The organism is Coleofasciculus sp. B1-GNL1-01, assembly GCF_040220235.1.
Lineage (GTDB): Bacteria > Cyanobacteriota > Cyanobacteriia > Cyanobacteriales > Coleofasciculaceae > Coleofasciculus.
Map to the genome: position 1 here is coordinate 1 of NZ_JAVJTO010000071.1, position 12731 is coordinate 12731.

The 12731-nt window shown below is 44.0% G+C and carries 8 protein-coding genes; 6 read left to right on the top strand and 2 right to left on the bottom strand.

Features of this window, described 5'->3' with window-relative positions; genetic code table 11:
• Positions 1 to 224 precede the first annotated feature (224 nt).
• Positions 225 to 1253 (bottom strand): permease, encoded by a 1029-nt coding sequence (locus tag RID53_RS17590; protein ID WP_446389328.1) that lies wholly within the window; start codon positions 1251 to 1253, stop codon positions 225 to 227.
• Between the two features lie 353 nt (positions 1254 to 1606).
• Here RID53_RS17590 and RID53_RS17595 point away from each other — a divergent pair, with 353 nt between their 5' ends.
• The 5 genes from RID53_RS17595 to RID53_RS17615 all read left to right on the top strand — a co-directional run bounded on the left by RID53_RS17595 (position 1607) and on the right by RID53_RS17615 (position 10618).
• Positions 1607 to 2746, top strand: a complete 1140-nt coding sequence (locus RID53_RS17595; RefSeq protein ID WP_446389329.1) for a glycosyltransferase WbsX family protein — start codon at positions 1607 to 1609, stop codon at positions 2744 to 2746.
• 384 nt (positions 2747 to 3130) lie between these two features.
• Positions 3131 to 6637: a VPA1262 family protein gene (locus RID53_RS17600; protein WP_446389330.1), complete on the top strand. Its 3507-nt coding sequence runs from the start codon at positions 3131 to 3133 to the stop codon at positions 6635 to 6637.
• A 50-nt stretch (positions 6638 to 6687) separates the two neighbouring features.
• Entirely contained in the window at positions 6688 to 7317 is a 630-nt protein-coding gene (locus RID53_RS17605) for a hypothetical protein (RefSeq protein WP_446389331.1), read from the top strand.
• A 135-nt stretch (positions 7318 to 7452) separates the two neighbouring features.
• Positions 7453 to 8469 carry a DNA methyltransferase gene (locus RID53_RS17610; RefSeq protein WP_446389332.1) on the top strand — a complete coding sequence of 339 codons (1017 nt, stop codon included), beginning with the start codon at positions 7453 to 7455 and terminating at the stop codon, positions 8467 to 8469.
• Between the two features lie 568 nt (positions 8470 to 9037).
• Positions 9038 to 10618 (top strand): NAD(P)H-hydrate dehydratase, encoded by a 1581-nt coding sequence (locus tag RID53_RS17615; protein WP_446389333.1) that lies wholly within the window; start codon positions 9038 to 9040, stop codon positions 10616 to 10618.
• Between the two features lie 370 nt (positions 10619 to 10988).
• On the opposite strand, the gene RID53_RS17620 is transcribed toward RID53_RS17615, so the two are convergent.
• Positions 10989 to 11117 carry a hypothetical protein gene (locus RID53_RS17620; protein WP_446389334.1) on the bottom strand — a complete coding sequence of 43 codons (129 nt, stop codon included), beginning with the start codon at positions 11115 to 11117 and terminating at the stop codon, positions 10989 to 10991.
• Positions 11118 to 11262: 145 nt separating this feature from the next.
• Between RID53_RS17620 and RID53_RS17625 the strand changes: the two genes are divergently transcribed.
• Complete coding sequence (locus RID53_RS17625) at positions 11263 to 12537, top strand: dihydroorotase (protein WP_446389335.1); 1275 nt, start codon at positions 11263 to 11265, stop codon at positions 12535 to 12537.
• Positions 12538 to 12731 lie beyond the last annotated feature (194 nt).

The following is a 12731-nucleotide window of genomic DNA, read 5'->3' on the forward strand; positions in this document are numbered from 1 at the left end:
GGTCATTGGTCATTGGTCATTGGTCATTGGTCATTGGTCATTGGTCATTGGTCATTGGTCATTGGTCATTGGTCATTGGTCATTGGTCATTGGTCATTGGTCATTGGTCATTGGTCATTGGTCATTGGTCATTGGTTATTAGTCAAATCGTTCTCTCTTCAACATTGAGTCGGGGCGGGTGTAGGGTGCGTTAGCGAAGCGTAACGCACCATTTCAAACTGAAACTAACTCAGATGTAAGTTAACCATTAAGGTAAGCAAAAAGGTTAATTGGGCGGCGAGGGCAAATAAGTAAAGAATTGTCCTAGCTTTAAAGACGGAGAACATTAAACCAATGGCTTTGATGTCTATCATTGGACCGAAGACCAAAAAGGCTAATAATGAACCACTGGTAAAGGTTGAAGCAAAGGCGAGGGCGAAGAACGAGTCAACGGTTGAACAGATAGAAACAACGGCGGCTAATAGCATCATCGCCAGAATTGAGGTGACTGGACCCGAACCCAAACTGAGGATGATTTCACGGGGAACGGCGACTTGAATCGTAGCCGCGATCGCACTCCCAATAATTAGCACCGCGCCTAACTCCCGTAACTCTTGCACGGTATTATCTAAGAACAAACGCCAGCGATCGGACCACGGTTTCCGGGCGGGGGTAGCCGCGAGTGAGGCTTGGAGAACCGTCGCATCCATCCGCACAGGAGTTCCCGGTTGACCCAGTAAAAATGTACCCGATTGTAGCAGGGCGGGTTGGGGTTCCTTTTGCGGAGGTGGTTTGACCTGGCATTCTCTGGGAAGCACCATGGAACGGGTGACAGTCTGTTGCAACAAGGGGCGCATATCTTTCTGAACGCTGAAGACGCAACCGATAACTATGGCAATACCCAGGGAAAACAAGACTCGTAGGACGACAATTTCCGGCTGATCTCGAAACGCGACCCAGGTTGACCAAATTACAATGGGGTTAATCGTGGGGGCAGCTAGCAAAAACCCGATTGACACTGATAGGGGTGCGCCTTGTAGCAGCAACCGCCGGGACACAGGCACATTTCCACATTCACACACCGGGAAGAAAAATCCCGCACAACTCCCCACAACCGCACCGAGGAAGGGGTTCTTGGGTAAAGACGCAATCAGCCGTCCCTCATCGACGAACAACAGCAGCAAGCCGGAAAATAAGACGCCAATGAGTAAAAATGGCATGGCTTCGACCAGCAAACTCAAAAAAAGGGTAAAGGCGTTGTTTAACTGACTCATGCGTTTAAGCGTTTCGCGATCGAGGGTGTTTTTACACGTAAGCGCTATTGTATCAGATAGTTTCCAGGGAGGGAGGGAAACGGGGATCAAGGGATAATAAGTACCATTCACGGTGCAATAAATCAAATCAGGATTTATACAAATTTATGGTTTAACCACTATCTTTAGGGGACTGTTCATGAATCATTGGTGCCAACTTAAGCTCAAACATCTGCAATACCTTAAGACCGAACCCTTCCCTGATAGACCCCTCCCTAACCCTCCCCTTGTCAAGGGGAGGGAATCAGGAACTCGAATGGCTTTGGTTAGGGAGTTAACATTAAGCCAATGATATCCATTAAGACATTTCCGGAATGACAACCAATCCATTAAAATCAGCAAAAGCTCGTCTAATTGCGTTTTATCTACCACAGTTTCATCCGATTCCTGAAAATGATCAAGCCTGGGGAAAAGGGTTTACAGAATGGACAAATGTTGCCAAAGCCAAGCCCTTATTTCCCGGACATGACCAACCTAAAATTCCGGCTGATTTAGGCTTTTATGACTTGCGTGTACCCGAAGCCCGACAAGCGCAAGCGGAACTGGCAAGAGAGTATGGAATTGAAGGGTTTTGTTATTGGCATTATTGGTTTGCGGGTAAGCGGGTTTTAGAACGACCGTTTAATCAGGTCTTAAAATCAGGTGAGCCAAATTTTCCGTTTTGTTTAGCTTGGGCAAATCAAACTTGGACGGGGATTTGGCATGGTTGTCCGGATCGGGTTTTAATTGAGCAAACTTACCCGGGTTTGGCAGATTATACGACTCATTTTTATACGCTTTTGGAGGCGTTTACTGATCCCCGTTATATCACGGTTGAGGGTAAACCTCTATTTTTGGTTTATAATCCGGAAGAGTTGCCAGACCCGAAACAATTTACGGATTGTTGGAGAGACTTAGCGATTAAATCTGGGTTAAAGGGACTCTATTTAATCGGTGTTGCCCGACATGAATACTGGTTTCCTGAATCGAATGGGTTTGATGCATCTATTGTTATCAATCCGGATTATGTTTTTACGCAGGCTTCAGCCCGAATTTTCCCAGGGAAGCGGAGTTTAACTAAAGTTAAGCAAAGGTTTAGTGCCTTTTCATCCCGGAGGTTCTACCAAAAATATAAACAGTTTTCGGATTATCCACTACTTTACTCTTATGAAAAAGCGATCAAATGTGCTTTTAAGGGAAGTCACCCGTATTTTGTCACTTATCCCTGTATCTTTCCGAATTGGGATAACACGCCGAGAACAGGTATCTATGGGTTGGTGTTTCTGAAATCAACGCCTGATTTATTTAGAGTTCATCTACAAGAGGCGATTGAAACGGTATCGGAACGGGAATCGGAAAAGCGGCTAATTTTTATCCGCTCGTGGAATGAATGGGCGGAAGGAAATTATTTGGAACCAGATCTGAAATTTGGCAAGGCGTTTTTAGAGGTTATTCGCGATGAAATCTATAGTTGAAATTCAAATCAGAATCGGCGACTGGAAGTCACGGCTACACAAACCAAGTCCGCCTGCGCGGACTGGATGATAGAGGTTTGTAAACCGGGATTTGCTATGATTGTTGTGTTCACTATTTAGCAAGCCAATGGAAAATTGTAGAGCGTTAGCGAGTTGGGTGCATGTCAACACAAGTAGGTTGGGTTGAGGAACGTAGGCTCTCGCCTTCTCGTACTCGCCTAGGAGAACCCGAAGGGTAGAGTAATCCCACATATCGGGTTAGCTATTTGCCAAAGTCGTTGTAGTGAGTTATACTACATAAAAATTAGACAAAAGAACTGCTGATATAAAATCACGCAGTCTCCAAGTAGTGAGTGATAAATTGGTGAGATTAGATAACCTCAAATGACATCAGATTCTTCTGCTACTACAGGTCTTATACAGGATTTAGAGAAACTAAGTCAAGACCCACGTCTTGCCAGAGTTTTCAGAGATTCCGGTGCTTGTTCTCTCCATTTGTGGCTACTGGAGTTAACGCAAGATACAAAGACAGAATATCGTCTTTTATTCGGATGGGTTATCCCGGCAACTTACAAAAATTCTGCTCAATGGTACATTTCAGACGGTGGGAAAAAGCAAAACTGGGGAACCGAAAACAATCCTTACAAATTCCGTATAGCTAAACTAACTTTGTATCACGATAGCCATACTATTTTTAACCTTATCAAAGAACTTGTACAAGGATTTTCCTTAGAAAATTCGTGTAAGAAAGCTGGTATAGTTCCTCCAGCCCATAAAAAAAATTACTATGGTCAACTGTGTTTGGCAAAATCCCCAAGACAATTAGCCCAATCTTTCGCGGTTCGTCCAGTAATATTCCTTGAGACGGGACACACAAATAGAGGAAACATCAAAAGTCCAATTGAGGATGTGCCGGCTTTCGCTGGCTTTCTCTGGCAACTGGATAAACTGAGTCTTTTTTACCAAGATGAAAAAGATGTGCTATCACAAGCCGACGACTTGACAAGGAATTGTCTCTCCTATCTTACGGAGGAAACCGGACTCAACTTTTGCGGCGCAGACAGTGAACGGTTGGGTAATATCGAATGGTTATCTTTTCCAGCAGCAGATGAGTATGATAACTCTCGCGTAAAGATTGATACTGCCTCATCTCCTAGTAACGTCAAGATAACAGTCCTAGCAGGTACTTTTTGCCCAAAAACTCAAATACTTGTGCGTTGTCGCTTGTGGAATAGTGATGAGGTGATTTTAGACAAATGCAAAATTAGTCATATCACTAATAACGATACAATAATTGATTTTATTTTTGACCAAGAAATCAATAGATTTCTTGTAACTATATGGAAATATGAAGTTACTGAAGAAACCTGGTCGATTTGGTACGAATACTCTTCTGGTCTTATTAAGCAGATTGGTTTCAATCTAGGAATGGCTAGCTTCCAGGCAAAATTACAGTCCGATTGGCTGGAAAAGTTTAAAGATTCAAAAAAATCTACTATTCGCAAACTTTTTGAAGAAGTTCAATCTGTTCAACGAGTGCATTACGATAAAACGTCGTCAGTTGGGGGATATGAACTTTCACCTTGGGTAGATGCTAATACAATTAGCAATAAACTAACTCAGCGACTTTTCTCTAAGTCATCAAGTGGACGTTTTTTTCCGAAAGGTTGGGCTACGGAGGAAGGTGGGCTTAGCTTCTTAGCGTGGCTTAAATCCCTAACTAAAAATTCTACAGCCAGTAAAATTTTACTTGTCGATCCCTATTTTGATACATCAGGTGTTGTAGAACTAATAGCACGAGCAGAAGCTACTCAAGTTGAGTATGTGGTTCTGACCAACACTCAAGTTAAATCAGATGATGATTCTTCCGCACTGGAGGACAACCCAATTCATGAAGTTAACACGATAGAAGAACCTGAAAGATCAAAACGTCTTAAAACAGCCTGTAAAAATTTAGGGTTTATTATTACGCAGTTAAAATTTAAATTGCTAGACCTAAGAAGCCGAAAACGAGGAAAAACTCAACTATTTCACGATCGGTATATTTTAGTTTTTGATGAATTAGGTGAAATTAAAATGGGTTATCATTTATCTAATTCTATTCAAGGTGCAACCCGAAATTATCCTCTCCTAATTACTCCCATTAATGGAGAAGTGTTGACGGCGGTCGAAAAGTATGTTATTGATTTGCTGACACCTGCTAATGATTCTCCTAATGAGATTATTACACTTTTTGATTCAAATAGAAACACTGATACATCTTCTAATTATAATTCAAAGCATCAGCAAGGAATAGCTGCTATTCCTTATGCGGAGTTCTTTTTTGCTACCCTCCTGAATGAAGATAGATTGTCATACCTAGAGGAATCTGAATTGAGCAATAATCTGCAAGATAAGGGGATTCTTATTAGGGAAGGCAGTGGGTTTACAGTTACTAAGCAAGTCAATGCACAGCTTAACTATTTTCTTCAGATTCTTATCGCTAGTAGTGAGAAAAATTTTGCCAAATTATGGACAGCATTGGGAGCATGGCTAGCCCATAGTCACCAGTCAGGTAAATACTTTGAGCAACTTGTTTACGAGGGAGATCAAAATCTATGTTTCAAAATTCAACGTTTTTTATCTCAGGCATCTTATCAAGAACCACCTATAGGCTCATTGGGCGCTAAGTATAGTCAAGAATTATTAAGTATCACTCATTTAATCAAACAGGATTTTCTCGAAGTAATAAGCGATATTGGTCAATTTTTAAAAGGGATAAATAATGATTACTCATTCTATAGATTTTATGATCGTTTTGGTATTAAGTATGCGGCAAAAGCAATGGCGATTCTCGATCCAGAAGGATTATTAAATGTTATCACGGAGCTGCGACATACCTTAAACGAAAACAATTCTAACTATTGGGCGATCGCGAATACACTCACGTCAGTTATCAAGCAAATCTTAAATCAACTCATCCAAATTCAGTATACTGGTGTAACAGATAACGGACTTTTATCCGCCCTGTTAAGAAGTGATGTTCCTCTACTTAGAGCTATTGCTGCACAAAGCATATCTCCTTTACGGAATCAGCATATTGATCTACAAAAGGCGTTTAAGACTATAGATGTACTCCCAGAAAGAGAACGTATTTATGCTTTAGCTGAGTGGGTATTTGAACTAAGAATTAGAGCTAACCAAAATAATCGACATGAAAATGAAGAACTCAAGAATATCCGCTTACAAATTTTTGAGAAAATCCGTCAGGTGTGGGTTGAAAATTTATCGGCGAAGAAATTGCGCGATGTTGTTCATCGCCTCGGTGGTCCGATAGAGGGAAGCTGGGCAATATCTACAACCAATGAGCTTTTATTACCGTTAGTAGAAGATAATAAACTGACGGTTGACGAAATTGCACAGCTATGGCTGACTATTCTCGTCGAGGGACTAGAAGCTTGTATTTCTGCCACAATTCATAAGCCAGATAATCAATCATCTCGTTCCTGGTTCGACGAGCTGACAGATAGAGAACTTACTTTTACTTGTGGCTGGGCTATCGCTAATGCAACTGAAGATTGTCGAACAAACTGGCGCGACAAACTTAACAAGAAAATTTTCAACCCTGCTAAGCGAACTATAAACCGTCCATTTTCCCGTTCGCTGGATTTTTCTGCATGGAAAGGTGCTTGTGATAGCTTACTGTGGCTGAAAGTTTTAGTTGAAATCACTCGACTCTACGGAGCTGATGGAACAATATGTAAAGAAAATGAGCTTAAAGAATTGGTTACCAGGCTAGAGAAAATATTGGATAACATTGATATAAGACTTTGGACAGGCACGAAGGATATTCGAGAGTTCTTGTCTGAAGTTAAACAGGATAGAGTAAAATACTTATCTTTGCCTGAATAACACTGTCTCTATTCTAATTTTTAAGTATGTAAAAACAAATACAAAGAACCATGTCATACAGTGATTTTACCTTAGAAGACCTAGAAAACGACTTTAATCTGATTATCCAAGAGCGAGTTGAACTCTTTAACTCAGTAGAACCTGCCCCGCCTAGTCCACTATTAAGCGAAACACTCGACGAAAATATTCCTCTGGCATTAGAGATTAATACGGAAAAAGCGCGTTCTGAGATGATTGTTACTCCTATTCTCATCGAAGTTCGCCGAAAATACAACCGCCAGATCAGCCTATTTTCGGGAACTGACTTTAACATTGATAAAGACAGAGGACTTAACGGTCGATGTGATTTTATTCTCAGTCATTCGCCCAAACAGTTGGAAGTGACAGCACCAGTCGTCACCCTGGTAGAAGCTAAGAATGATAATATTAAATCAGAAATTCCTCAATGTATTGCCGAGATGCTTGCGGCTCAGATTTTTAATGAGCAGAAAAATAATGAAATTGGTTGTATTTATGGAGTTATTACAACCGGAAGTATTTGGAAATTTATCAAATTAGTCAAAACGACAGTTTCTATTGAGCGCGGGGAACATTATCTGAATAATTTAGACGCGATTTTGGGGATTTTTTCACAGATGATCCAGACAACTCGTCCTCTATCTCTACCCTTAGAACTCTAAGGTGTGCGATCGCTTGACTTGTGCAACTATTTTGTAGCATTATGAACGATAGTAGGGTCAGGGCGGGTTTATTCACGTCTAGGTCTTTTGCAGCAGATAATGGTAAAACCCGCCCCTACAAACTTAACTTCTGCTGTGTCTACCACTGTTATCGATTCAGTGCAAATTGAACAGGCTGATGTGTTGAGCCGCTATTTCGCTTGGCAAGCGCCAACAGTTATCATCTCAGATGGTGCTTATGGATTAGGACTTTTCCCAGGTGATCCGCCAACACCAACGGATTTAGCAGATTGGTATGCACCTCATATTAAAGCTTGGTCACGCTATTGTTTACCAGAGACAACGTTGTGGTTTTGGTGTAGTGAAATTGGCTGGGCTACCGTTCATCCGATTTTGGTCAAGGAAGGTTGGCAATACCGTTCTGTGAATGTTTGGGATAAAGGTGTTGCCCATATTGCTGGCAATGTTAATAGTAAGACAATACGTCGTTTTCCGATTGTGACTGAAGTTTGTGTACATTATGTACGAGAGGTGCAACTTCAGACGGGTGATGGTTATCAATTGCCGATGCAACAGTGGCTGCGTCATGAGTGGCTTCGGACGGGACTTACTCTGAGTAAAACGAATGAGGCTTGTGGGGTCAAAAATGCGGCGACTCGTAAATATTTTACCAAGGATCATCTGTGGTATTTCCCGCCACCCGACATGATGGAACGGATTGTTACTTACGCTAATCGCTATGGTCAACCGACAGCAATCCCTTACTTTTCCATCGATGGTAAATCGCCAGTTACGGCGGAACAATGGTCAAAAATGCGAGCTAAATGGCATCATAGTCATGGAATTACAAATGTTTGGTCGGAACCTGCAGTTCGGGGTAAGGAACGCCTGAAAAATCGGCAGGCAAAATGCCTTCATGGGAATCAGAAGCCTTTACGTTTAATTGAATTGATTATTCTGGCAACTAGCGATGTTGGTGATGTGGTGTGGGAACCGTTTGGCGGGATGTGTTCAGCCGCCGTCGTGTCGTTACGCAAGGGTCGGCGGTGTTATAGTGCAGAAGTTAATTCGGATTATTATCAATTGGCGAAAGCACGGTTGGAACGAGAGTACGAGCGGATTAATTCGTTTCTGTTCCCGGAATTTCTGTGATGGTAATGTAATGGTACTGGCGTGGCACACCAAATTTGATAGATTAGAATTACGACCGGAAATTGTAGGGGCGCACGGCGTGCGCCCGATTTAATGGTTAAATAGATTCCACTATTTTAGCTGTGTTATACCAGTAAGCTGTCATGCATTTAAATTGGGTATTAGTAGCGAGCAAGATGCAAAGCCTGCGGCATGGCTTCGCTAAAGCCTTCGGCATGGCTTCGCTAAACGCACTACAAGGATTTCATGATTATTGATATTAAGGTTTAAATGCCGAACAGCTTAAGCGGAGCATTTTTTCTGGGTAAACTAACGCCATCGTTAGCTTGAACTGAACTAAATATTTGTCGTAGCGAGGCAAACGTTGATGGCGCTAAAGCGCAACTACGAACGTCTAAACAATTGCTTGTCACACCCAATCTCGCTTATGCAAAAGTTCAACCGACTTGAGAGTTTTGTGCTGTCCCTGACAGGCTTCAGGGCAAAAAGGGAGTTACTTCGGTTTGGTACGTTGCTCATCTTTCAGGGGACTGATGCAAATCTACGTCTGATGGCGCAATAATCAAAGATGGTGAAATGGGGAATAACTGCTGTGCAACCGACAAAGCGACGCGAACAAATTGAACAAATTGTAGTTACTGCTGAGCAGATGCGCGAGATTGAAGGGCGTATCTTTGAGGCGGGAATGCCTGTGGCGGCGTTGATGGAAAAGGTGGCGGGGTTGATTACGAGGCGGATTCAAACCCTTTATCCTTATCCGCAAACGCGGCGTGTGGGTGTGTTAGTGGGTCCGGGACATAATGGCGGTGATGCTTTGGTGGTGGCGCGGGAGTTACAGTGTCAGGGCTATGAGGTGCTGATTTACCGTCCGATTAATAAGCTTAAGGAATTAACCTCGCAACATGCTGACTATGCGGAGAGTTTAGGGATTCCCTTTTATGAGCAGATTCAGCCGTTACTGGATTGTGATTTAATTATTGATGGATTGTTTGGCTTTGGGCAAACGCGATCGCTTGAAGGAAATCTGGCGGATACGGTTAAGCAATTGAACCAACTCTCCCAACCTATCGCCAGTATCGATTTACCCTCTGGGATTCACACGGATACTGGGGAAGTCTTGAATACGGCGATTCGGGCAAGTCGCACGTTCTGTTTAGGGTTATGGAAGCAGGCATTTTTACAAGATCAAGGATTGGATTATCTGGGAGAGGCGGAGTTAATTGATTTTGGTATCCCCTTGGCGGATATTTGGGCAGTTTTGGGTCAATCACCGGGATTAATGCGGGTGACATCCTCTATGGTACGGGATTGTCTGCCCCTACACCGTCCAGCCGCTACCTATAAATATAAGGAAGGACATCTGCTGCTGATTTGTGGTTCAACCCAATATTCTGGTGGTGCCATTTTAACCGCACTGGGGGCGCGGGCGTCTGGGGTGGGAATGCTGTCTGTGGCGGTTCCGGATTCGCTGAAACCGCTATTAGTCAGTCATGTCCCAGAATCCCTGGTAATTGGGTGTCCGGAAACCCCCAGTGGCGCGATCGCACAGCTTCCTGATTCTGTAAACTTAAGTAAATTTAGTGCGATCGCCTGTGGTCCGGGTTTGACTCTGGATGGGAAGTCTTTGCTACAAGAATTAATGAGGGTGGACTGTCCCCTGATTTTAGACGCTGATGGCTTAAATAGTTTGGCGGAACTGAAAACGATTCCTACGTTAATCCGGCGTCAGGGGGCGACGGTGTTAACGCCTCATGTGGGTGAGTTTAAGCGGTTATTTCCCGATTCGGCGGAATTGCTGCCTAATCGCGTCAGTGCGGTACAGAAGGCATCTCAATTGAGTCGATCTGTGATTTTATTAAAAGGTGCCAGAAGTGCGATCGCGAATTCCCAGGGATCGGTTTGGCTGGTGCCAGACAGTACACCCGCCCTAGCCCGTGGTGGCAGTGGGGATGTTCTCACCGGGCTTATTGGTGGCTTAGTCGCCCAGCCAGCAACCACCAAATTTCCCCTAGACGCCACCGTCGCGGCGGCGGCTTGGTGGCACGCCCAAGCGGGAATTTTAGCCGCACAGGAACGCACCGAGTTAGGCGTGGATGCTTTTACCTTGTCAGACTATCTCATCCCTGTGTTTCAACAAGGCAGAGGGTAGGGGGCAGAAGGCAGAAGGTAGAGGGACACAGAGAGGAGATGAGGAAGATGAGGAAGATGGGGAAGATGAGGGATATGGGGGAGATGGGGAAGATGGGAAGAGTTTGAAAGTTGTAGGGGCGGGTTTTACCATTAACGGGAAGGTTTTCACCCTGATATAAATAAACCCGCCCCAACGGAGTGCCAGAATTCTTCGACCAAGGACAAATGACAAATGACGAATGACCAAATAGAGAGATAAGAGATTCAAATAGAAAGATTGTGGCAGGATAACACTCCAGATTGTGTGAACTTTTAATAAAGTCTATAGTCGCTAGACGAAATTCTCTACACCAGAAGTGTTTATAGCAGTAGCTTTTCGGAAGGTTCATCTATTTATCGGTCTTCCGCTGCAATACATCTCGGTATAGAAATAAGGTAAGCCATTCTTGATCCTGAGTTTTCGTCACTCGATCATTAGGTTTGCCTGGAATACTTGCCTTGACAAATGCTCTGTACACGGCTAATATCTCTGATTTTGTTCAACAAGCAACAATTGTCCAATCTCCGAATTTCTGATTTGTCCAGTATTTCGCTGTTGTGGCAACCGAAAAATGACCAACTGAACCCTCCGTCCTTAAATCAATCCCCAATTGTGTGTTTCCCATGACTAATGAACTACTGCAACAAGTCCGGATTTTAGATCCGGTGTCTGGAACCGACCAACTCGCTGATGTGCTAATTACAGACGGCATCATCAAGGCTGTTGCACCAAAAATTGAGGAGTGGTCCAGTGATACGGTGGTGCGGGATTGCCAAGGTCTAATTTTAGGGACTGGCTTAGTTGATCTTTACAGTCATTCGGGGGAACCGGGCTATGAAGAACGAGAAACCTGGGCATCACTTCTCGCCGCAGCGACGGCGGGCGGCTTTACCCGATTAGCGATTTTACCGGATACCGTACCGCCGTTAGATAATCCCTCTGGACTTGCCCGTGTGCGCCAGCAGGAACGTTCCCATCCCAGCCAATCTTCCCCTCACCTATATTACTGGGGGGCGATAACCCAGGGTGTGGAAGGACAACAGATGACGGAACTAGCTGAGTTAGCCGCCGCAGGTGTCGTGGGTTTTGCCGATGGGCGTCCTTTATCGAATCTGGCTTTACTGCGGCGAGTGTTAGAATACCTGCGCCCGTTGCCAATTCCTGTGGCGTTGTGGGCGTGTGACCCGAAGTTAAAGGGAAATGGGGTGATCCGGGAAGGGGCGAACTCTATCCGGTTTGGTATCCCTGGAAATCCCGCCATGTCAGAATCAGCCGCCTTATCTGCCATCTTAGAAGTGGTGAGTGCGATCGCGACTCCGGTGCATTTGATGCGGATCTCAACCCGTCGCGGTGTGGAATTGATTCAAGAGGCGAAAGCACGAGGCATCCCAGTTACTGCCAGCACCTCTTGGATGCATTTGCTACTAGATACTCAAGATCTAAGTAATTATAATCCCAACTTACGCCTAGACCCCCCATTAGGCAATCCCGATGACCGCATCGCCCTGATTGAAGGCATTCGGGATGGTGTAATTGATGCCATTGCTATTGACCATACCCCCTACACTTATGAAGAGAAAACCGTTGCCTTTGCCGAAGCGCCACCAGGAGTCATTGGTTTAGAGTTAGCGTTACCCTTACTTTGGCAAAATTTAGTGGAAACGGGTGTATATTCAGCATTGCAACTGTGGCAAACAATTAGCACAAATCCAGCGTTTTGTCTAGGTCAATCCCCTGCTAAAATTGCCAATGATCAACCCGCAGAACTGGTATTATTTGACCCACAGCAGAGTTGGACAGTGGCACAAGATACCCTGAAATCCCTCTCTAGGAATACACCGTGGTTTGGGAAGAAACTTATGGGGCGCACCATTCAAACCTGGTCAGGACTGACGTAATTTTATTTAATCTTACGCCCGGAAACCGTAGGGGCGCACCGACGTGCGCCCGATTCAATGGTCAAATCTACTTCACAATTTTAGCTGTGCCAATTCACTATAGGTTAAGGTTGAACGGGGTCTATAGGACGGCACATTTTCCCATGATAAAAAAGTACCTAAATTCATGGGAAAAGTCAAGCCCTAATTCTATT

Excerpts from the sequence above, each read along its gene's own strand:
- RID53_RS17590 (WP_446389328.1), bottom strand. The coding sequence starts at position 1,253 with ATGAGTCAGTTAAACAACGCCTTTACCCTTTTTTTGAGTTTGCTGGTC.
- RID53_RS17625 (WP_446389335.1), top strand. The coding sequence starts at position 11,263 with ATGACTAATGAACTACTGCAACAAGTCCGGATTTTAGATCCGGTGTCT.
- RID53_RS17605 (WP_446389331.1), top strand. The coding sequence starts at position 6,688 with ATGTCATACAGTGATTTTACCTTAGAAGACCTAGAAAACGACTTTAAT.
- RID53_RS17615 (WP_446389333.1), top strand. The coding sequence starts at position 9,038 with ATGGTGAAATGGGGAATAACTGCTGTGCAACCGACAAAGCGACGCGAA.
- RID53_RS17600 (WP_446389330.1), top strand. The coding sequence starts at position 3,131 with ATGACATCAGATTCTTCTGCTACTACAGGTCTTATACAGGATTTAGAG.
- RID53_RS17595 (WP_446389329.1), top strand. The coding sequence starts at position 1,607 with ATGACAACCAATCCATTAAAATCAGCAAAAGCTCGTCTAATTGCGTTT.